The 22963-nt window shown below is 68.4% G+C and carries 10 protein-coding genes; 1 reads left to right on the top strand and 9 read right to left on the bottom strand.

Translation table 11 applies throughout. From position 1 onward, the window contains the following. Positions 1–67: 67 nt before the first annotated feature. From ACFYXH_RS17385 to brxD, 3 genes are all read right to left on the bottom strand, one after another. Positions 68–2026, bottom strand: a complete 1959-nt coding sequence (locus ACFYXH_RS17385) for a DNA/RNA helicase domain-containing protein (protein ID WP_389563364.1) — start codon at positions 2024–2026, stop codon at positions 68–70. A gap of 147 nt (positions 2027–2173) precedes the next feature. Further along, positions 2174–4297 (bottom strand): DEAD/DEAH box helicase, encoded by a 2124-nt coding sequence (locus ACFYXH_RS17380; protein WP_389563362.1) that lies wholly within the window; start codon positions 4295–4297, stop codon positions 2174–2176. Beyond that, complete coding sequence (gene brxD, locus ACFYXH_RS17375) at positions 4297–5631, bottom strand: BREX system ATP-binding protein BrxD (protein ID WP_389563360.1); 1335 nt, start codon at positions 5629–5631, stop codon at positions 4297–4299. The genes ACFYXH_RS17380 and brxD overlap by 1 nt, the downstream gene beginning before the upstream one ends. A gap of 129 nt (positions 5632–5760) precedes the next feature. Between brxD and ACFYXH_RS17370 the strand changes: the two genes are divergently transcribed. After that, positions 5761–6474 carry a DUF3800 domain-containing protein gene (locus ACFYXH_RS17370; RefSeq protein ID WP_389563358.1) on the top strand — a complete coding sequence of 238 codons (714 nt, stop codon included), beginning with the start codon at positions 5761–5763 and terminating at the stop codon, positions 6472–6474. Between the two features lie 128 nt (positions 6475–6602). Here ACFYXH_RS17370 and pglZ read toward each other — a convergent pair whose 3' ends face one another. From pglZ to ACFYXH_RS17340, 6 genes are all read right to left on the bottom strand, one after another. Beyond that, entirely contained in the window at positions 6603–9482 is a 2880-nt protein-coding gene (gene pglZ / locus ACFYXH_RS17365; RefSeq protein ID WP_389563357.1) for a BREX-2 system phosphatase PglZ, read from the bottom strand. Next, positions 9479–13387 carry a phage resistance protein gene (locus ACFYXH_RS17360; RefSeq protein WP_389563355.1) on the bottom strand — a complete coding sequence of 1303 codons (3909 nt, stop codon included), beginning with the start codon at positions 13385–13387 and terminating at the stop codon, positions 9479–9481. The genes pglZ and ACFYXH_RS17360 overlap by 4 nt, the downstream gene beginning before the upstream one ends. A gap of 2 nt (positions 13388–13389) precedes the next feature. Beyond that, positions 13390–17043 carry a BREX-2 system adenine-specific DNA-methyltransferase PglX gene (gene pglX / locus ACFYXH_RS17355; RefSeq protein WP_389563353.1) on the bottom strand — a complete coding sequence of 1218 codons (3654 nt, stop codon included), beginning with the start codon at positions 17041–17043 and terminating at the stop codon, positions 13390–13392. Next, entirely contained in the window at positions 17040–21695 is a 4656-nt protein-coding gene (pglW, locus tag ACFYXH_RS17350) for a BREX system serine/threonine kinase PglW (protein ID WP_389563352.1), read from the bottom strand. The genes pglX and pglW overlap by 4 nt, the downstream gene beginning before the upstream one ends. Positions 21696–21835: 140 nt before the next feature. Beyond that, positions 21836–22042, bottom strand: coding sequence for a DUF397 domain-containing protein (locus ACFYXH_RS17345; RefSeq protein ID WP_389563350.1), 207 nt, complete (start codon positions 22040–22042; stop codon positions 21836–21838). Beyond that, positions 22039–22896 (bottom strand): helix-turn-helix domain-containing protein, encoded by an 858-nt coding sequence (locus tag ACFYXH_RS17340; RefSeq protein ID WP_389563348.1) that lies wholly within the window; start codon positions 22894–22896, stop codon positions 22039–22041. Before ACFYXH_RS17340 ends, ACFYXH_RS17345 begins: the two co-directional genes overlap by 4 nt. Positions 22897–22963: the final 67 nt, after the last annotated feature.

Genomic DNA, 22963 nt, shown 5'->3' with positions numbered 1-22963 from the left:
CGGGCCGCGTGATCGATGCGATCAAGATTAGCTCGGTGGCGGTGGCAACGACATGGCCGTGAGTGCATCAGTCGGTCGGCCGGGGCTTTCGCTTCCGCTTGCGGATCGGCTGCTCAGCGATGGTGCCCGAGATCAGCCGGCGCAGTGCATCCCGTGTCTCCCGGTCCTCGGCGTATATGACGGTGCCCGTGCGGGCGCGGGTGAGGAGGACGTGATAGGCGTTCCTGACACAGCGTTCGACGTCCGCGTCGTCGGCCGATCGCTTCTTGAGCTCACCGTCATGGGTCTTGCTCCGGTCCACGACGAACCCGTTGCCTCGCCACACCAGATCCGGGCCAATGATGACGCCGTTCCAGTCGAACTCGAAGTTCTGGGCCGTGTAGATGCAGCCGACCTGGCCGAAGCCGCGGTCATCTGTCGCCCATTGGCTGGTCTCCGGCACACCTTCTTCGGTCACCGCTGCATGGGCATTCCAGGGCCGATGCCAGTCGCCGATCTGAACCTCCATCCTCAGTAGTCCGTCGGCGGGTGCGCGCCACTCCCAGCAGAAGCCGGCCGTCATCCGGGCACTCGCTCCGTCGGTGAGGCGCTTCTCGAGGAATGTCTCCAACTCCTCAGGTGTCTCGGCGAAGCGGAGGTCGAAGCGGCCGTCGGGTGTCCAGGGCCGAGGGCTGGTTCTGGCGAGTCCGAGCAGCTCAGTGACCCAGTTGCGGAATTCGATGCTGCCTTCGGCGCGGAACATTCCGGGTAGCTGATGGACCACGGCCTCGCAGTCCATTGCGGCCGCGCGCTCCTTGAGGTAATCGACAGTGCCCACCTCCCCCGGCCGAAGCGACTGCCAGTCGTCGAGCAGAAACACCGGCACTTCGGCGGCGGAGATCAGCTCGTCTGCCTGCGGCCATCCGCGCTCCTTGACCGCTCGGGGGACGTACTGGCCATCAGAGACGGTTCGAATGCGATGAGCCTCGTCGCAGATGAGGACTTCGATCGCATTCTCAGGAACATCGCCGAACGTCTGGAAAAAGCGGAAGTCCTGGCGAGCCTGCCGCTCGGCCCGGCTCTTCTGGCCTCGTGGCGCCGCATCCTTGGCGGCCGCCCGCAGATTCTTGGTAAAAGAGGCCGACCCGCTCGCATGCACCACATGCCGCCCCTCCTGCTTCATCGTGCGCAGAAGCTCCACGGCGACGGCTGTCTTCCCGCTGCCGGGACCTCCCTGGATGATGACGACCTTCTTCTTCGCCCTGCTGGGGCGACGGACGGTCTCGTACACCTCCCGGAAGGCCATCTCCTGCTCCTCCTGGAGGGCGTACACCGGGTGCGGTTCGCCCACCCGACTGAAGGCTTCGCTCGAGGACGGTGCCTCGTACTGCTCCGCTCGGAGGAGAACCTCTGCCGCGCGGAGGCCGGGTTTCGCCGCCAGTCGGCTTCGGAGGAACGAGGCGAAGCCGTCCATGCGGTCCGCGCCGTAGAGACTGCCAAAGGCGTTGGCCGGCAGTTCGTAGAGCTGCTCGATCCCGTCTGTCGCGTTGTGCAACAGAGCTGCCCCCGCGATGCGGTCGCGATGGCCGTGCAGTGGGGCGAGATGCTGGATGAGGTACTCGCAGTACCGCTGAACCTGCCGCACCGGATGCAGCTTCAGCTTGTCGTCGCCGATGTCGACGGCTACGGGGTTGTCGGGCCAGACCTGGGCTCGTCGCCACTGCTTCAACTCGACCAGGACATACGACAGATCATCGGTGAGCGGGTGCTGCCCGGCGAGGACGACATCGACGTCTCCGTCGCGACCGGGCAGCTTGTACTCGATCACGACCTCCACCGCGCCGAGGTCCAGCCTGTTCAGTAACTCGATGACCGGTGGGAGGCTCCGGTCCCAGGACCGGATCAGCCCGGGACCTGGGGCAGAGTTCCGGTCCGCGCGGTGCACCATGCCGTACTCGGCTATCAGCAGCTCGGTGAGGGGGAGATGGGCCGTACCGCTGGGCCTGATGTACGGAGCGAGGTCGGATGCCGACTTCTGGAGCAGCAAGGAAGATCCCCCATGGCACGAAAGAACTCGTGCGGGTGGGGGCATGTCCGGTGTACGGAAGCCCGTCGGGCCGCAATGACGACCAGTACGTTAGCGCGCGTTTGCTCGGCAGGAGCAGGGGCCCTACAAGGAAGCTGGTTTACCGGCTCACGAACGCGTGATGAGCAGGCGCACCGGCTCGGCAAGTGCGGCAGACGCACCGTTGAAATCCGCCAGCCGGGCAGCGACGGTGGCGACCGCCAGCCGCTCGGGCAATGCGGCAGAGAACTTCAGCCCTCGCACCGCACGCCTGTCGACGTCGGGCAGGACCAGCGCCTCGCCGGCGTCCGCCCGGGCTCCTCGCCACATCTCCGCGGTCAGGTCCTCCCGCAGCCGCACAAAGCCGTCGGTGGGACGCTGTACAGGATCGGCGACCGAGGACAGGGTCGCGGTCAGCGTTGCATTGGCGCGATAACCGGCCCAGGTCCACCAGCGCACGTCCTCTCCGGCCCGGGTGACCAGTGTTCCGGCAGGATGCACGAGGTCCGGCCCCTTCTCCTCGCGCCATTCCTGCAGGCAAGCCTGGGCTCGGCGGGTCAACGCGATAGGTGGATCGGCGCCCAGCAGCACCTCCCGCATCGCGCGGGTGAGGTCGTACGACAGTCCGGCGATGCCTCCGCCGGTCCACTTGGCGATGCCTCCGCCGTCGGCCGGCTCCACGAAGGCGCGCCGTCGCTGCCAGTCGATGAAGGTGACGTGCCAACTGCGCCCACCGAGCAGCAGCCGCCGTGGCCCAGGGCGCTCCTCGGTCAGTACCGATGGATCGGTCTGCCCGATCTCCGTACGCCCTGACAAGACGGTGAACTGCGGTGGGGCGGTGAACGAAGCAGTCAGCTCAATGAAGTGCCGCTGCCCGAAGCGCCGTTCGGCCTCCGGGCCGATGAAGAGCAGACCTCCGTCCTCGTCGAGGAAGCCCTCGTCGACCAGATGCCGCAGCACAGGCTCGGCGGACCGGTCGAAGGGGGCCAGCCCATTCCACTCCCGGTCCCACAACTGATTGCCGATTTTGTGCTGTTGAAGGGTTACGGCAAGGAGCTGCTGCGCGACCAGGTGCCGGGGCTCCGGCGGCGCGATCACCGGTTCGACCCAGCCGCGCCCCCACAACAGCAACAGTCCCGCCGCCTGGAGCAGCGTGTCCTCACGCGTGGCCAGAAACAGGCAGTTTCGTACGCTGCCTGCTCGTCGCCCGGTTCTGCCGATGCGCTGCAGGAAGGATGCGACGCTGCCTGGTGAGTCGATCTGAATGACCCGGTCCAGGTCGCCCACATCGATGCCGAGCTCGAGGGTCGAGGTCGAGACGATCACACAGTCCCGTGCCTCGGCGAACGCCTGCTCCGAGCGAGCCCGCTCCTCGGCCGACAGCGAGGCGTGAGACAGGAAAGTGGTGACCTCGCGGGCTCGCAGCGCCGCTCCGAGCTCTTCGACCTGACGCCGTGAGTCGCAGAAGACGAGACGTTTCTCGCCGCGGTTGAGGGTCGCAATGAGTTTTGCGGCGTTGCCCAGCGACCCCACATAGTCGAGCTCAACCTCACCGGCGGGTGGCGCACTGGAGGGGCCGGCCGTGAGGAGAGGAGCGACGACATGCCCGGTTCGCTTGCCCGCCCCCGCCCCTTGCAGCCAGGTGACGAGCTGCTCGGGGTTGCCGACGGTCGCCGACAACCCCACGCGCTGAATACGCCTGCCTGTTACCCGCTCCAGCCGCTCCAGTACGGCCAGGAGATGCCAGCCCCGGTCGTCTCCGGCGAATGCGTGGACCTCGTCCACGACCACCGCTCGTACGCTGCCGAGAAGCTGGGCGTGGTCGGTCTTCACCCCGAGCAGCATCGCCTCGAGCGACTCGGGTGTGGTGAGCAGGATGTCCGGTGGTGCGGTACGGATGCGTCTGCGTTGCGACTCCCGAGTGTCTCCGTGCCACAGGGCAGCGCTCCGGCCCAGCCACTGGGCGTACGCGTCGATTCGGGGCACCAGGTTGTTCAGCAGAGCTTTCAACGGGCACAGGTAGAGCACAGAGACGCCTGTCCAGCGCTGCTGTGCCATCGCGGAGAGCAGGGGAAAGCATGCAGCCTCGGTCTTGCCGCCTGCTGTCGGCGCGAGCAGTACCGCGTCCTCGCCGTCGATCAGGGGATCAATAGCGGACCGCTGCAATGGCCGTAGGTCGGGCCAGCCCAGGGTATTGACGATGTGGTGCAGGACGACGGGGTCGAGTCGATCCAAGGGATCGGCCGCCGCCATCACAGCTCCAGGTCGATGTCGTCGGCCGTCCGGCCGGCAGCGAGATTGCGTTCCGTGTCGGTGAGTTCGCTGCCGGAGAGGGTCAGCCGGTAGTGCTGCCGCGGATCGAAGTCGTCGAACTGGTCGATGCGGTCGAGCACATCACCGACGAGCTTCTTGAGGAACAGCCGGGGCGCCACCCCGACTTTGCCACCGAGGGCCCCGCCGACCGCCCGGGCCAGGTCGGCGATGTACGTGTCGTCCGCCACTGCCTTGATCCGCTCTGGTGCTGTGGCGCCGCTCGCGTACAGGTCACGGATGGTGATCCCCAGGCCCATGAGCGAGTCCAAGGTGAATCCGGGAAGTCGCACCTGCACGGCGCGAGGGTTGTCGAAGCGCGGATCGGTGGTGAAGTCGGTGGCCAGCCGCTGGGCGAGCGGAGCGAGGCGCTGGACGCCCTGCTGGCCGTCGTAGAAGGCGGGTGTCCCCGTGATCACGAGGTAGAGGCCGGGGAATCGTCCCGAGTGCACCTCGTCGATGAGTTGCCGCAGTGCGTTCAGCGCCTTGTCTCGTGCGTCGGAGCGGACCCGCTGCAGGGTCTCCACCTCGTCCAGTACGACAAAGAGGCCGGCGTGTCCGGAGTCCCGGAGCACGGTGAGCAGCCCTTGAAGGAAGCCGAACGCACCGAAGTGGTCGAGGTCGCCGCGTACCCCGGCTGCCCGGCGTGCGGTGGCGGCCACATGGGGCTGCCCCCCCAGCCAGGCCAGTACGGCTGCGGCCGTGTTCTCGTCCCCTGCGATGAGCGCGGTGCGGTAGCCCCGCAGCGCAGCGGCGAAGGCCGGGGCATGCCGGGAGACCTCGTCGAGCCGCGCCGTCATCAACCGCTGGACTTCCTCCGCCAGTTCCTCCTCAACAGCCCCGGCGGCGAGTGCGTCCTCTTCCAGGGCGTAGAACCAGGCATCCACGATGGGACGGAGGGCACTGGGCGGGAAGCTGGATGTGGCCAGCCGCTCGGTGAGACGTCGGTAGACGGTCTCCAGCTTGTGCAGGGGAGTCTCGGTCTCGGAGATCTGGATCTCGGCCACGGCAAAGTTGCGGCGCTTGGCACGCTCACCGAGCCAGCGGGTGAAGAACGTCTTGCCGGATCCGTACTCACCGCGGACGGCCTTGAAGACCGATGAGCCCGAGGCCACGGCGTCCAGTTCGGAGTCCAGAGCGGTTTCGAACCGCCCGAGTCCGGTAGCGAGCAGATCGAGCCCGCTCTCGGGCACGGCTCCCCGCCGAAGAGCGTCGATCACATCACGGCGGCGGGCCCTGCTGACGGGGGTCGTTCGGCTTTGGCGGTCTGCACTCACCCCGCCAGTCTTCCATCCGGACCGGAGCGTCGTGGCCGTGCCGGTAGGTCGCCTGCCCGGTTCGTCACCGACTGGTTGCAAGGGGCAACTCCAAGCTGCCGCGGCGTCGTTGTGTGCCACAATCACCGTGTGTTGCTCACCTATGTCGATGAGTCATATGACGACGACCATTATTGGATGGTCGCGCTGCTCGTGGCCGAGCAGCACCTCCGTCCGCTCGGGCGCACGCTCGACTCGGTGGTGCGCAAGGCTGCCGAGAGGTATCCCGTCGAGGAGAGCGCGGAGTTGCATGGACACGCGCTCGTCCAGGCACGGGAAGACTGGACTCGCATGGGCAACAAGGGCAACAACATGATCCGCGCCCGGATCGGCGTCTACGCGGAAGCCATGAAGGCGATTGCCGAGCACGATGTACGGATCATCGTCCGTGGGCTCGACGTCCAGGCGCATCGCTTACGTGGAGCGGACTCTTGCCGTCCCCACGAGATCGTCCTTCGGCACCTGCTGGAGCAGATTGATCACCATGCTCAGGGGGAGAGACAGCTGGCGCTGGTGATCGCCGACGAGATCGATGGGGCCGACGAGCACCGCCAGCACTTCCGCGACTACCAGCAGGACGGCACGGGCGGCACGCTGAGCAGCACTCTGCCTCGCATCGTCGATACGATCCATTTCGCGCCGTCGAAGGCGAGCCGCCTGCTGCAGGCCGCTGACCTCATCGCTTATCTGCACCGGCGGCTGATCAGCGGGCAGGACGCGGACTCGCGCGCGCGAAAGGCGAACGAGTTGCTGTGGTCCCATGTCGAGCCGCGGGTGGTCCACCAGCAGTGCTGGGCGCCCTGAGATGCACAAAGGCCCCGCAACCGCGGGGCCTAAGGCGAATCGGGCGTCAGTTTCTGGTGACGGCCTGATTCGGAGGCTAGCACAAGCCCCTCACTCTGTCAGTGGGGCGCATCACTGTCGGTAGTTGATCAGGTGAGCTCGAACTGATCCCGCATCAAGCGCGTATTGAGCCGCAGTGTGCGGCCGTCCGGGAGGGTTTCCAGGACTTGGACACCGTCGTAGTTCAGCAGCTGTCGCAGGACGGCGGCGAAGCCGTCGGCACGGGTGGCGAGCAGGCCGATGCGCTGCGCCAGCGCCGTCACCGGGAGGGTGCCGCCCGCGTCGAGCAGCGCACATACCGCCTTCTCCACCCGGGCGAGGTCCGGCTTGCGCGCCAGCAGCTGCACCTGGGCCAGGAAGGTCTCCGAACCGAGCAGTCCGTTCACCAGCGCATCGTCGGGCGACACCAGCTCCGGAACGAGCAGGACACCTTCTGTGCTGGGCACCAGGGTGACGTCGAAGAGTGACTGCTCGCCTGCGGCAGCGCGTTCGGCCTCCTCCTGCCGTTTCTTCGCAGCCTTCTTCGACGGCACGGGTGACACCTCAGCCACACGGGGGTACGTCGGCTGCGGTTCAGGCGTCCCCGGGGTAAGAGCCCACCACGACGGCTGCTGACTGCCCAGTTCCCGCCATCCCTTGGGCGGCGTTGCTCCGAACGGCAGGAAGGCCAGCACAGGGATGGTGAACTCGGCGAGCGCCGCGCCTCCGTGGTAGCCCGCCTTCAGAGCCGTGTAGCGGGAGTCGGCGTCCCACAGGGCGACGATGGCACCGCCCGGTTCGTGGGAGACCACACGCGGCCCCGCCAGCGCGATCTCCGTCTCTGCGAGCGACCCGCCAGGCGTACGGTGCCGGGCCGACTGAATGCCCTCGGCCTCCACCTTCACGCCGTGCCGGTCGACGACATGCCCGTGATCGCTGGTCAGGATGACGGCGCGACCCTGGCCGGCGGCGACGCGCAGCAGCTCCCGCAGCTTCCCTATCTGGTCGAGCCGCCATGCTCCGTCGCCGAGCTTCTGTTCCGTGGCGAGCCGGTCATCGACGGTGTTGAGGACCACCGCGACATGAGTACGGTCACTGGCGAGCGCCTCGTCGAGCTCAGGTCCGAAGGGGGCGCCGCCGGTCTCGCTGCGCAGGGCGTCCTTGTGGAAGACCGCCACGCTCTGATCGCCCCAGAAACGGTGGGCGGGGAAGAGCCGCTTCTCGTCGGCCTGTGAGCCCTCCGTCAGCCGGGCGGCGAACAGCGAGGTGCGCGACACCGACGTGATCGTCGGCAGCGCAGCGGCCATGGCCCTGCGGCGCGGGGCGTCTTTTGTGCCGGGCAGAGGGTCGTACTCGGCCCAGTGCTCACGCAGTTCCTCGCCCAGTTCCGCGGCGATCGCCGCGCTCATCCCGTCGAGGACGAGCATGAGCACTCGACGCTCCCCGGCCTTCACCACCGGGCCCACGACCCGCGGGAGGAATGACTCCACGGTCAGCATGGAACCGGGGTCCGTGCCGCCCGTCGTCCAGGTGGCGAGCGTCAGTGCGAAGAGCCGGTCGGCCTCCCGCCGGAGTGCCCGCGTCGAGACGCACAGGGTGTCGTACGCGGACTTCAGCACGGGATCGGGGTCGCCCCCCGCCTCGATGTGTTCCAGAGCCAGGTCCACCCACCCGGTCTCGGCGACATGCCGACCGATCCCGGCCGCTACTGTCTCCGCTTCCACCGACGGATCGGTCGCGAGCCACTGGGCAAGCCGTTGCGCCATGCGCGCCCGCTCGATGCGGGTACGGGCGTCGGCATCCGGGGCGAGCCGGTGCCGGCTCAGCGACTTCACGGCCTCGGCGGTCCGCTGCGGATCGCCGACGACGAGGGTCCGCCCGACGGCCGCAAACCGAGCCTCAAGTCCAGCTGCCAGCAAGGGACTTGTCCCGGCGGCTCGCTCCGCACCGAACTGCCGCACCAAAGACGCCGCGCGGTCCAGTACCGCCCCGGTCAGCCGCCGCGCCCGCCCTGCGTCCTCGTCCAACTCGGAACGACCGCTCAACAGCAGGGCGGACACGAACTCCTCGCAGGCGCGACCGAAGGCGGCCACGAGTGCGTCGAGGGTTTCGCCGTGTGCGGGTGGCTCGTCCCCGAACCAGCGCTCGGCGCGCCCACGAGCGCGGTAGTCCTCGGCGTTCGCCGACGCGTCGGCGTGGACCCAGAGGGCCGCGCACACCAGCCCGAACGCGACCGCGTCCGGCCCGTGTTCGGCACCGACCAGCGCCAGCAGCGCCCGCCCGGTGAGCCCCGCCTGGTCCTCCTCGCTCAGGAACCGGGCGAGCCCGGCGCGCTCGGGCGCTCGCAGCGCGAGGAGCCGCTCCGGGCCGCCGGGCGCGAGCGACCAGCGCAGCAGGGTGTGCACGTCCAGCCCGTCGTCGCCCGCCGCCGGACTGTGCGGGTCGCGGTCGGGGTCGTAGCGGCCGATGCCGAGCCGCCGCAGGGTGAGTGCGGCCAGCGCATCTGTGCGGGACAGGACGCCGCCGGTGAGCTGGGACCAGCCGCCGGGCGGGGTGGCGTCCAGGAGTGCTTCGGCGGCCCAGTTCTCGTCGAAGAGGCGGTGGTCGGTTCCGCCGGCGCCGAACGCCTCGCGCACGACGTCCCAGGTGTCGACGGTGTTGACCCGCTGCTTGTGAACCTTGGACAGGAGGTCGGGGCCGAGCTCCGCCTCCTCCCGGTCGGTGAGCACGACCAGCACCTCGGGGCCGGACGGGTCCGCCGCACCGAGGTGGGTCAGCACCAGCTCGTACACGGCGAGTGGGGACGGTGCCGGGGCCACCAGTGCCCGTCGCTCGCCCCAGGACAGCTCGGCCCGGCCGTCCCAGGCCGGGGCGGCGCGCAGCAGGACGGCCTTGCGCCTGCCGGAGGCGAGTCCTGACTGGGACGCCAGGTACTGGGTGACGGTGGCGGTAGTGAGCCGCACCGCGCTGGTGATGACTGCGGTACTCACTCCACCACCCGCCAGGTGATCTCGATGGTGGCGTCGGGTTCCCGTGTCGCCAGTTCGTCCAGTTCGGCCCGCAACGAGGCCAGGGCCTGCGACGCCTTGGTCCGGCCACCGCCGGAGCGTGGCGTGCTGCCCGTGCCCGGAGTGTGTGTCGTCGGTACGGGCGGGTGGCTGGTGCCGGTGTTCAGGTCGACCGAGCCGGGCGTCCGCGCGGGCGGGACGGGCAGCGGTGCCACCGGGGTGGGTGCGGGCTGGTTCGCCATCCGGCTGCGCCCGAGCAGGGCGACAACGGCCTTGCGTGCGTCGTTCAGTGCGTTCACCAGGTTCGAAGTCCGCTGATCCACGCGGGCCGCGCCGCGCAGCGACTCCAGCAGCGCCTCGCCTTCGGGGCCGCAGTTGGGCGCGAGGGCGAGGGTGTCCCAGGCGGCGGTCGCCAGCGCCGAGGCAACGGCTTCGGCCTGCTTGATGGACGTCCCGCAGCGGCTGGGGGAGACCTCGCCGAGGTCGAACGAGGCGAGCGCGGTGATGACCTGCTTGGCGCCGCCCGTGCCACTGGCCGCGCCACGGTCGGTAGCGACCAGTGCGTCGAGCAGGGCGAGGGAGCGCCGGGCGAGGGCGAGGCGCCCGGACTCGTCGTTCTCGGCACCGCCGTCCAGGCCGAGCAGGCGGGCGTGCTTCTCCAATTCCCGTACGAGATCGGCCGCGTGCGGTTGGAACCTGCGGGCCTGAGCGGTTATCTGCCGTGCGAACTGGCTGACCATCCGGCCACGTCGCAGCGTCGGCGGCTTGTCGCCGAAGATCTCCTGGTAGCGCTCCCCGGCTTCGCGCCACACGGATTCCTCCGGCAGCGGCTGGGCGCGCAGCGCGTCACCTGACTTGACGGCCGAGGGCTCGGGCGCCGGGTCGAGCAGCGCGCCGGCCCTCACCCACACCCGGTCGTCCATCTCCGCGTAGGAGGCGATGACCAGGTTGGCGAGGAAGGGCTCCAAGCCCATCGGCTCGGGCCGGTCCAGCCATTCGGTGAGGCGTACGACGGTGAGATCGCCGGTGACGCCTTCGTTGCGGGCCTGCTGATGGAAGTGGTCGACCCAGCGGGTGGACAGCTGGAAGTACGCCTCCTTCTGCTGACCGAGCCCGAGTGGCGCTGCGATACGCCGCATCAACGTCCGGTCCTTCGCAGGTACGTCGACGGCCCGGTCGGGTGCCTCGGTCGCGGCCCGGACGTGGGCGAAGACAATCTTGGCGTCGGCGGGCTTCACCGCGGGGCCGGTGCCCTCGGGGTCGAGGTCGGGATGGGCCGGGTACTGATGGGCGAGCAGCTTGCCTGCCACTGTCCGGGCCGCGTCGTGCAGCGACTGGCCGAAGCCGGGCTTCAGATCCGGCACGTCGGGCAGCGGCTCGAAGTGGTCGCCGAAGGCGACGTCGACGTCGGCAGGCTTTTTGTCGGCCAGCCCGTACGCCTGCTTGAACGCCGTCTTCACCGTCTTGATGAGCGAGTCGCGCTGGCTCTCCAGGAGGCCCTTGGCGCGGGCCCGGTTGTCGGCGTTGAGGTGCGAGGCGTACTGGCTGTCGAAGCGTTGCGGGTCGGCGAGCGCGGAACTGATGGTGACCAGGCGGCAGAAGTCCTGGAAGCGGGCGGCCGACAGATGGGTGGGGATCCAGGCCGCAGTGCGGGACCGTTCGGTCTGCCGGGCGCGCAAGTCGCGGATGCGGTTGGCGTCGTCGACGGGGCCGTACTCGCCCTCGTCGTAGGGGAGATCGATCACGAACCGCCAACTGCTCTCGTCGCTCGGCGAGAACTCGTGGTCGGGCATGTCATCACGGTCGGCGATATTGCCGAAGATGACCTCGGCGGTGCGGTTCGAGCCGCGCCAGACGAACTTCAGCTCGTCGGCGCCCAAATGTCCCAGATCCTGGATGCCCAGCTCCTCGCGCAGGAGTCGCTTGGCCAGGGTGCTGCGGTTGGACTGGTTGTTGTTGACGTTGGCGTTGGCGATGACGGAGTCGACGTCCACACCGGCCAGTTCGAGCCGTACGCCCGGGTTGACCTCGGTTCCGGTCGGCTTGATCTCGGCGAAGCGGGACGCCCACTCGGCGATCTTCGGCTGGACCGTGCCGACCTCGGTGCCGGGGATCGGGGCGACCACCGAGCCGTGGTTGAGCGCGACCAGGCGGCGGATCGTCAGATCACGCAGGGCGGGCACGCTGGGCGCGAGCGCGGACAGCAGCAGGGTGCATATCAGCCGGTTGTCGCCGGTGAAGGCGAAGCACCGCTGGGTGAGCTGGCGGTCGGTGATGGTCTCGGGCCGGTGCCGGTAGCGCTCGATGTCCTCCTCGGTGACCTCGTAGAAGCCGAGGAGGTACGGACGGAGCTTGGTCCTGTACAGCTTGTCGGCGGCCGTGAACTCCGCCTTCAGGCTGTCCACGAACGGCTTGTCGCCGCCGTCCGCGATCACCGGGTAGAGGTCACCGAGCGGGATCAGCTGCTCAAGCCGTGCGTCGTCGCGGTGGTCGGCCAGCAGCTGGCCCATCAGCTTCAGACCGGTACGGGAGCGCTGCAGCGCGGACGAGATATGGACGAGGGTGTCCATGAAGGCGGGCGAGAAGGGGTACGTCAGCCGGAACGACTCCTCGTCCGCGCCGGTCGTGCCGTCCGATCCGAGCAGGGTGTCCCACACCTGTGGCCCGGCCTTCTTGGCCTTGGTGAACGCCGCGTCGAGCTGGGCCGCTGCCCCGGCGTCCTTCGGCTTGAGCAGGCGGGCGTGGGCGATCTGCGGGAGGTTGCGGTCCTCCAGCGTGATCTTGTCGAAACGGCCGGACGCCAGGTTGAGGCTGTCCTGGATCGAGGTCTCGGCCGCGCCGGAGACCTCTTCGCCGACCAGTTCTCGCAGGTCGCGCTGGCGGGCGATGAACGACACGATGGGGATGGCCCGGCGGGAGTCCGCGCCCTCCACGAAGTTGGTGATCTTCCCGGCTTCCCGGGAGACGAACTTCTGGTTGTGGATGAGGGTGGCGAGCCACAGGATCAGCTCGTCGAGGAACAGGATCAGGCCGTCGTAGCCGAGGGACTTGGCGTGCTCGGCGATGACGGCGAGACCTGCGTCGAGGGAGATGAAGCCCTCCTCGCCCTCGGAGGCGTTCTTGGCGAAGCCGGGGAACCAGCCGGCGATCGCGTCGTGCACCAGCTTGGCGCGCAGCTCGACAGGCTTGGTCGGGTTGACCAGGTTGAGCGAGGTCTCGGTGCCGTCCGGTTCCGGGGCGGCGAGCGCGGTGTCGAGCAGGGCGGGAGTCCAGGAGAACCCGACGCCCCATTCGCTGACCGGGCCGGCCGAGTCGGAGCCGCCGAGCCCGTCGATGAACTTCTCGTCGCCGATCTTCGCGCGCAGCCGCTGCACGTCCTTGAAGAGGTTGTCCGTCCGGTACACCTGAGGGGTGGGCGCGTCCTTGTGCAGTGCCTTGACGTGGGACACGTACCCGCCGAGGACGCGCTGTTCCAGGGACTTTGCGTCGAGCATGTGGTACGGCACGAGTAGGAAGTTCTTCCGCTCGGTGCCGAGCCACTCGTGCCGGGCGAGCAGCGGGTCGAAGTCGGCGCGGGCCCGGGCCGCCTGGTCGCCCCTCAGCAGGGCGTGCAGTACGGCCATGAAGTGCGACTTACCGGAACCGAACGAGCCATGGAGGTACGCGGCCTTCGAGGTGTGCCCGTCCAGCGCGGCCTTGATCAGGTCGAGGGCCTCGTCGAAGTTCTCGAGCAGCCGCTCGGTGACGACGTAGTCTCGCAGCGCGCGGGCGGCACCGTCCTCGGTGACCGCCTCGGCGAGCTTCAGCACGAAGTCGGAGGTGGAGATGGACGGCTTGATGTCGATGACATCGCGCAGCAGCGGCGGCTGGGTGTTGTTCGCGGCCATGGTCACTTCCCCTTGGTGGTACGGCGAGCGCGGACGGGAGCGGCCGGGCGCCAGGCACGCAGATCGTCGTCGGTGAGGCCGAGCCTGTCCTGGTGGATCGCGCGCTGGCCGGCGAAGTAGCTCGCGGGCGAGCCGCTGTACAGGGCCTCGAAGTCGCCGTGCCACTGGTTCAGCCAGGGCTGAAGCTCCAGAAGTCCGGCGAGGGACGGAACGAGCTCCTCGTCGGCAGGGGGGTTGGTCGCGATGTGCATGACGATCGCGAAGGCTTGCTCCTGGTGGTCCCAGCCGGCCCAGCCGAGCAGGTCGGGGGCGCCCGGGATGGTGGTTGTGGCGTAGGAGATGAAGCGTTCCTTGGGTACGTCGAGCTTGCCGCGAGCGCGCCAGTAGGAGGGCTTGAGGAAGTCGGCCGAGGTGTACTTCGGCGGTACGGGTATGGAGTCCCGGATCTTCCGCTTGGCGGGCTCGTCGGGGGCGGCGTCCTCTTGCCGCTGGCGGTCCCAGACGTGCTCCCAGTCGGCGCGCTTCTTCAGGCCGGTGGGCTTGTAGCGCAGGGCGGGGAGGAAGGGGACGTGCTCGTCGGTGAGCAGCTCGGCGACGACGGCGGCCAGTTCCTTGCGGGGCGCGTGGAGGGCGGCTACGGAGACGAAGTCGTCGTTGGCGGCCAGGGCGGAGGTGAGCTGGGCGCGGGTGAGGAGGGTGGGCCGCTCGTCCTGGAACCAGAGGTCGCGATCCTCGATCTTGTCGAGCAGCCAGGAGCGAAGGGCCTTCTCCTGGAGGGCGTCCCAGCCGTCGGTGGCCCAGCGGCGCTTGTACTCGGGGCGCTCGACCATGCCGATGGCGCGGGAGGACTCGATGGCGTCGATGCGTTTCTGGACGACCTGCTTGTAGGTGTCGGGCCAGTGGGCGGGGATCTCGGTGATGGGGGTGGAGTTGTGCCGCTTGAACCACTCACCGGAGGCTTCGCCGGCGTCGACACGACGAGCAAGCACGATCTCGAAGGCGCGCTGGCCGAGGGCGAGTTCGGGGACGTCGGACTCGGGGGCGCGGAGGTCTTCGGCGTGCAGGTTGTAGAGGGAGTAGACCTGCCAGTCCAGTTCCTCTTGGAGGGCGATCATCCGGGCGCGGGTGGAGTGCCACGCGGTGCGGGCCTCGCGGAGGGAGGTGGCGGTGGGGGTGGGCCCTTCGGCTGTGGTCAGGGCGGAGGGGCTGGTGGCGGCCATGCTTTGGGCGAGGGTGTCGAGGGCGGAAGCGAGGGCCGTGGGGTAGACGGCGGACAGGGGAAACCGCTCGACGTTGCCCCCGGTGAACTCGTACCGGTCGGACCAAGGGTGCACGCTGACGCGAGCGCCGTCTCCGCCCACAGGATCGCCGCCCTTTGGGTAACTCACTTGCTTGAGCCAGAAGCAGGCAGTGGAGCTGTTGAGTAGCCCGAGTAGCTGTAGGTGTTCCTCCTCGCTAGCCCCTTCCTGCAATTTGATCACCGGCGCGGTCTGTTTGAAGACCCTCCCGCCTCGGTCCAGAACGAAGTGGGCGTGGGTGCCAACGAAGGGGAATGCGATACCCAGCGGAGTCCGGTACCGCTTCGGGAAGAACATGCTGTGATCACACCAGCGCAAGCCCCGTTCGGCGGGAGTCTGACCGAAGTCCACCCTGCGTTGCAGCAGAATTCTGTTGCTCCACAGGAAGCGTTCCTCAATTTCGCTGAGACTGCGAGCGGACCCGGCCTGGTTATATGGGAGTAGGGTCGAGAGGGGTGCGGTGATCTCGTAATCCCGAACGCCGTCGCCCATAATGACTGGGACGCAGCCACTGATCACCCTTCGAGTCCCCGCTGAGGACGATGGAAGGTAAAATGCGTCATCTAAGCCCGTGTGGGTAGTTCGCCCGATTGCATCTGATAGTGACGCGAGTCGACCAACTGTAGAGGCTTCGAGTTTCTTGAGCATCTCGACGCCTCCGTCACCCAAGACCCAAGGTTGTTTCCCGAAGTATTGATCTCGGTCCAGATTGTCTACCGAAATCCACTGACTCACTGATCCTGGATTGTCGATCTGGCTGGCGATCGCCTTCCAGACCAGCCCGTCTGCTCCGGTCGCCGGTGCAGCGGGTTCACCCTGGACGCTACGAACCGTGCGGATCGTGGGTGTTCGTCCTTCTTTCCAAGACCTGCGTCGGCCAACGAGGATCACAGTTGGTGTGCCATGGCCCGGAATGTACGCGCCAGAAGTGTCGATGACCTCCGTCAGTTCGACTTGATCCCTGAAGTACTCCTCGATCAGTTTGGTCCCGAACTCCCGCTTCATGAACGAGTTCGCGGTGATCTGGCCGACCATGCCGTATCCGATGCCCTCAGGAGTCCCGGCTTTGGCCAGTTCGAAGAATCGTTGCGCGAAGGGAACCGACAGTGCGTACGTGCCCCCGCACGCGTTGTAGAGACCGCGGTACAGTGCGTTGAGGTTCTTGTCCTTGACCGTGATGTACGGCGGATTGCCCACCACCACGTGGTAACGCCCCTGCCCCAGGATTCCCTTGTGCTCATGAACGTCCTCGGTGGCGTAGGAGAACTCCGCCAGCTCATCACGAACCTCACCGTCGAGGATGAACTCCAACTCGCCGTCAGACTTCGTTCCTGTGATGCCGACCTCGGTCTGCCTGGCCTTGATCAGCGAGTCACCAATAGCCAAGTGCAGTGGCCATTCGTACTTGTTGGCGTCCGCCAGCGTGCGCACGTTCGCCGCAGCCATCGCGGCCATCAGCAGCCGGAACCGAGCAATAGCCACCGCGAACGGGTTGATGTCCACCCCATGCACCGAGTCCAGCGCCGCCCGCACCCGATCATGCAGCTCACGCCCCGGCTGCCGCTCGCCCCATAACCGCACCAGTCGCCGGAACGCGCCCAGCACGAAGTGCCCCGACCCGCACGTCGGGTCGATCATCTTCAGCTCGCCGAACGACGCACCTAACTCCCTGACCACCGGATCCATCGTCCGGTCGAGGATGAACTCCTCCACGAACTCCGGTGTCTGGAGCAGCGCGTACGTCTTCCGCGCTGCCTCCGACAGATCCTGGTACAGGTCACCCAGGAACCGCGTGTCCCACCCCTTCGTCCCGTCCTCGTTCAGCGGGTCGGTGAAGTCATGGACAAGGGACGCACCCTCCTCGTCCCGCTCGCGCCAGAAGTCGACAAGCGCCCGCGCGCCATCATGTGACAGCGGGATCTGAAAGAGCGGATTGTGCCGCTCGTCAAAGAGCAGCTTGCCGGCCTGCCCGGCGCCCAGTTCCGCGAAGGACCGCTCCAGCCAGCCCCGATACGTCGGGTCCTCGCCAGTCGCCACATAGTCCGCGTACCGCGCCTCCGCCAGGTCCCGGCGCTCGGCCGTTGTACCTGCCAGGTACGGCTCGGGTATCAGCTCGTTGTCCTCGCAGAACCGGACGAACACAGACCCCAGCACCCACGCCACCGCGACCTGCGTCACTCGTTCGTCGAGCCAGGAGTTCCACGTCGCCGCCGTACGACCCAGCTTGCGCGCCTGGTCGTACTCACCCCGAAGCCGCGCACCCACCTCCGGCACAGCCTTGACCTGCTTGCCGAGATCGGTCTCGACCGCCTTGACCTGCTTGATCAGGTCTGCCAATAACGCCTTGCGGTCGATCACTTCGCCACGTCTCCCGTAAGTACCGTTCCGCCGGCCCGGTGGGCGTTCGTCACCCACGAGTCCGGCAGCACTATCCATTCGCCCAGCCCCGCCTGATACGGCACGGCCGTCGTCCCGAGCCGCGGCGCCCGCGCCGGGTCGGCCTGCGGGCAGAGCAGCCACAGTGGCCGCCCGCCTTGCCGCGCCTGCTCGGCCAGCCGGTCGAGCACCCCCATCGCGTCGTACCGCGCAAAGGCACCCGCGTCCACCAGCAGTAGCGGCACAATGGAAGCGGCGCCCACCGACAACAGCCTGCTCACTCGCGGCTCGACCTCGCCCCACGCCGTTACGGCGTACTCGGCGAACTTCGTCGCGGCCACCGAACCCGGCTCCGCGACATCCGCGCGCAGGATCGTCTCCCAGGTTGGCAGGGGGCGCGGGTCGACCTGCTCGTGCAGCGCGCCGAGGAACAGCTCGGTCACCGACACGGCCTCCGCCGCGAAGCGGCCGACGTCCCCACCCGCGAGTTCACTCACCGCGTCCCGCGCATACATGGTCCGCACCGTCAGCACCCGGAAACCGTCCCGCCTCGCGGACGCACCCAGCCGCTCCTCCGCCGCGACCGCGCCCCCGAGCTGCGGGTCGTCCGAGTAGCGGGTGGCGACCGCCGTGCCCGTCACCTGTCGCCCCGCGCCCGAGGACAGATAGCTGGAGCCGATGTCGATCTGCCGCGGCAGATACCGCAAGGTCCGGCTGCCCTCCCGCAGGGACAGCACCAGGTCGAAACCGGCCTCCTGCAAGGCCTTCGTGAGCGGCCCGCCCGTCGGCAGGGAGTGCCCGCCGCGCCCGTCCAGGATCTCCGGGAAACGGGCGCGCACCCGTTCGTGCACGTCCTCGCCAGTCAGGCCCGGTTGCCACGACTCGGCGACGCCGGGGATGAGCCGCACCAGTCCGGCCTGGGTGAGCCGCAGGGCCCGTACCAGCGACAGATCGCGCGGATAGATCTCCAGACGCGGTGTCGCCGCCGCATTCCGGGAAGCTGCCGCGGCGACCTCCACCGTCCGGCGCTCGTCCCACTCCACGACCCCGCTCGGCGCGCTGATCGCGCCCAACTCGCCCAGCACCGTCGCAGCCGTCGGCAGCGTGTCGAGTTTCGCCAGCCGGTCCGCGACACGGCCCAGCCGCTGCGCGTAGTCCAGCAGGCCGGGCGCGGATGGTGTTTCGGGCGCGTCGCGTTCCTCGCTGAACTCCAGCGCCAACAGGCCCGCGCCCATCCCCTCATCGGCCGCGTCACGGTTCGCCGCGTGCGAGAACTCGCTCTCGTCCGGGACGAGTTGTTCGACCTCCACCACGGCGCGTACCGCGGCCAGAGCCAGCGCCCGCCGCTGCTCACGCTCCTGCAGCCGGGTGCCACGCCGTACCGCGAGCGCGTCCGCGATCTCCGCCGCAGAGGCGATCCGGCCCAGGCTGCTCAGCAGCTCCAGGATCTCGGCGCGCAGCGCCTTCACCGCCGCGTGCTTCTTCCACCGCGTCCGCTGTGTCTTCAGCATCTGCGGGATACGGCCATGGCTCAGCCGCAGCGCCTCCGCCACGTCCTTCTGCTTCGGCCAGACGCCGATCTGGGGCAGTACACCACTCTCGTCGGGCAGGCGCAGCAGCAGCCGCACCATTTCGACCTCGTTGCGGTTGGAACCGTCCTTCTTGAGCTCCGGTACGAATAGCGTCGCAAGGGTGTCCAGGCTGACCGTGCGAAGGGCTTGCTCGGGAAGGCCGAGCGCGGTGTCGCTCGCCGCCACAAGCGCTGCCTCGGCCGCCGACAGCTCCTCCTTCGCGGCCTTGCGGCCTTCCGGGGTGAGCGGGGCGGCGGGCTTCTCGGCGAGCAGCTGGCGCCACTCCTTGATACGGCCGAGAACCTCCTGGCGGGTCTTCGAGCCCAGGCCGGGGGCGTTGACCAGACGGCGCTGGCTGTACTCGAGAAGCTCGCCGACGGTGTTGACGCCCAGCCCGTAGACGAAGGACTCCGCGGCCGGGCTCAGACCGGACGCCGCGATGGACGTGTTCCGCTCGACCTCCGCGGCGATCCGGTCGCGCTGCTGCTCGGCGTTCTCCGGCTCGGCCTCGGCGATTTCCGGGGAGGCGGCCTCGGCGGACTCGCCATCCGATGATCCGTGCCGGGTGCGCCGGGACGAGGGCACCGCCTCGTCCATCGCCAGGAAGATCTTCGTCCAGGCGGCGCGCATCGGCTTCAGGTCGGGAAAGCGCTGCGCCGCATCCCGGTGCAGCGCCTTCCGGAAGAACGCGCGCAGGCCCTCACGTACCGCCGAGTCGAAGGCGTCCGCCTGGATCTGCGGGTACGGCTCCTTCTCCGGGTCGGTCTGCCGTGCTGAGACTTTTCCGTCGCCCCAGACCGGTAGCTCGCCCGAGGCCATCTCATGAAGAGTCGCGGCCAGCGCGTACCGCTCGGCGTGCGCGTCGTAATAGGAGCGGGTCAGCGTTCCGATGAACGGGTCGAGATAGCCGTCCGTGCCGGCCCCGGTCTCCTTCGCCGGATAACCCGCCAACGAGAAGTCGATCAACACCAGTTCACGCGTGCGGTTCGGGCGGATACGGATCGCGATATTGTCCGGCTTTATGTCGCGGTGCCACACTCCCTCGCCCTCGAGGAAGTCCACCGCGCCGAACAGATAGTCGCCGTACGCCTCAAGCTGGTCCACCGACAGACGGCCCTGCTCGCGCAACTGACGGGCGACCGTCTCCTCGCGGCGGCGGGACTTCGAACCGGACGTCGCCACCTCTGTGTCGGTGTCGCGCTCGTCACCGACGTACTCCATGACGAGTACCGTGCGGCCCCCGATGCGCTGCGGCTCCGGATCGACGAGGCGGATTATTCGCGAGTCGGCGCGCAGCCGCCCCATCACCTCGGCCTCGCGCGCCAGCACCTCGCCGCGGCTGTCGGACAGTGCGACCTTCAGGACGACGAAAGCCTTCGAGCGGCGGGCCTGCGGGTCCGCGTCCAGGTCCCGGACGAGGAAGGCGCGGCTCGTCGAGCCCGTACCGAGCCGGCGGCGAACCTCCCAGCGGCCCGCCAGAACGTCCCCGGCGACCGCGTCCAGCGGGTCCTTCTCCGGCTCGGCAGCCGGGCGCGATACCAGGACCGGAGTCTCGGCGGAGGCGGCCGCAGGCGCGGTCAGGCCCTCCTCGACTATCTCCAGCATCTCGAGGAACTCGTCCGCCGAGGACAGCCGCTGCTCCGGGCGGAACGCCGTCGCCGCCTGCACCAGCTCGTCTATGTCCTCCGACAGGCCGTCCACCACCGCGCTCGGCCGCAGGCCCTCGCCCGCCTCCAGGCGCGCCACCAGCTCGGCCTGGCTGGCGGCCGGGGCCTTGCCGGTCGCCAGCAAGTAGGTCAGCACACCGAGTCCGTACACATCCAGCGTGATCGGGTCGGCGTTGAGCGCGGTCAGCTCCGGCGCGAGATACGGGTCGGAGCCCTCCGCGAGATGCGCGCCCGCACGTGAGAACGAGGTCGGTGCCAGACGCTCGCCACCGGGCTCACTCTGCTCAGAGCTGCGCGATACCGCGACCTGCCAGTCCGAGACCTGGAGGTGCGGGCTGAGCCAGGCGGCGTCCTCGCCGCCCGTGCCCGCCGCCCGGCGTCGCGTACGTGGGATCACATGGATCGCGCGTGCGGCCAGGGTCCGGTGGAAGATACGGCGGCCATGCGCCGAGCGCACGGTCTCGGCGAGCTGGCGTACCAGCGCCATGCGGCTGAGGATGTCCAGCTTCTCGCCGTACTGGGTCAGGTACTCGTCGAGGCGCAGCGTCTGCGCGTCATAGTCGAAGATCAGTGCAGGGCCCGCGGAGTGCCCGGAGGAGTCGTACTGCTTGAGCTGTACGACGCCGGGGTGCCGGAACCGCTGGAGCACCGCCGCCTCACGCCTCGCCGCCCGCTCCACCGAGGCGCGCAGTCCCGCGTCCGAACCGCGCTCCCGTAGATAGATCCGGATCCGCGCGTCCTCCGGCAGGTCGCTGTGGCGCGCCAGGTAGTCGGCCCAAGTCGGGCCCGAGTCGAAGGACTTCCGGTTCAGCAGGTACGGACCGACCTTGTACTCCGCGTCACTGCGCGCGATACCGACCCGCTCCAGGGCTGTCTTGATCGCCCGGGAGCCCGGTCCGTCGATACGGCGCCGCTCCTCACTCGGGGGCTGGTGCAACATCGTGACCAGATCGCTGACGGTGTACACACCATGCTGGTCGTGAGGGGCCAGTCGCCGACGTAAGGAGGAGTCGGTGAAGCACACCGCCTCCGACACCCACACCCTCCGGCCGGCGTTCTGCGACAGCAGCCCGCCCAGCTCCTTGGCCTTCTTGTTCGCCAAGTGCAGTGGATTGCCGTGGGAGATCTGGCGGCCGCTGGGTTGAGTCTGCAGCCAGCCGCCGTTGCGGGACTCGACCGAGCCGTGCCAGTCCTTCAGCTCGATCAGGCACACACCGCCTGGCGAGACGACCAGCAGGTCGACCTCGCGGACGTGGCCGGAGTTCGCGGTAAAGGTGAAGTTCGACCAGGCACGCCACGGCTCGGTGTCCGGCAGGTGCTTGCGGACAGCCTCCAGCCCGCGGCGCTCATGCTCGAATTCGGAGTCGGTGACCGTCGTCCACCGGCCGTCCCGCATGCGCCGTCCCCGCTTCGTGTTGATCTGTACTGATTGCGCTGCTCAGGCAGCGAACTCCCCAGCACAGATCGTAACGGGTAGGTGTGAAATACGGCAGGTTTGAGGCGAGCAAATGCCTTGGGATGCAGGGCAGTTGGGTGCTAGCGGGAGGCTGCGAACAAAACGAACGCCGCCCATGAGCCGTCTGTGAAGGCGAGCTGCGCGCCTGCCTTGTCCTTGGAGTCCCGGACGTGGACGGTGCCGGGGGCGGAGGCGACCTCGACGCACTCGGGGCCTTCGCTTGTGCTGTAGCTGCTCTTGAACCACTTCAGTCCGGCGGCATGGTCGGCAGAGGGCTTGATGGTCATGTCTCTCCCAGCACTTTCTCGATGAATGCCAGTGACTCCCGTGGAGTCAGAGCCTGCGCCCGGATGATCCCATAGCGTGCTTCAAGGACGCGGACCTTATTCCGCTCTGCCGTCACGTGACTGGAGAACGCGGCCTCCGAATGCGCTGCCTTCTGCCCGTTCTTGGGATCCAGCAGCAGGAACGATCCCGGGAGGCCCGCATGGTCCTCGCGGTCCGTCGGCATCACCTGGATCTCCACGTTCCGCAACTGGCCGATCTCCAGGATCCGTTCGAGCTGCCCGCGCATCACCATCCTGCCACCGACCGGGCGGCGCAGCGTCACCTCTTCCTGGACAAAACTCAGGAACGGCGCGGGCCGCCGCTCGAAGATCTCCCGGCGGGCCATACGCGCGGCCACATTCCGCTCGATGGCGTCCTCGTCCAGCATCGGCCGGTGCATGCGGTACAGCGCCTGGGCATACTCCTCGGTCTGAAGGAGCCCGTGAATAACGGCGCTCGCGTACGCGCCCAGCTCGAGTGCGTCCGTCTCCAGCTTGGCGAGATCCCGCACCTTCTTGGGATACCGTGCGCGTTCCACGTCCTCCTTGAACGCAGCCAGGATTCCGCCCGCCCCCAGAGTCTCGTCTGCCCTGTCCAGGAACTCCGGCTTCGGGATGCGCCGACCTCGCTCGACTGCCGAGACCTGGTGCTCGGTGTAGCCGATCGCCGTGCCGACCTCGGCCTGCGTCAAGTGGGCCCGTTCCCGCCACAGCCTGACCTGTTTGCCGACGGTCTTGAGGAGTTCCGCCGTCCCCTCGTCCCAGTCCGGCTGCTGTTCCGCCTCGTCGTCCATCGGCCCTGTCGTATTCGCCATGCTGTCCCACCTTCGACGCGCCCCTGCCCAACGCCGCCCTGCGCTCCGCGTCACGCCCGACAACCCG

Origin of the sequence: Streptomyces sp. NPDC002730, assembly GCF_042888805.1 — a bacterium.
Taxonomy (GTDB): Bacteria; Actinomycetota; Actinomycetes; order Streptomycetales; family Streptomycetaceae; genus Streptomyces.
This window is presented reverse-complemented; position numbering and strand designations above follow the sequence as displayed.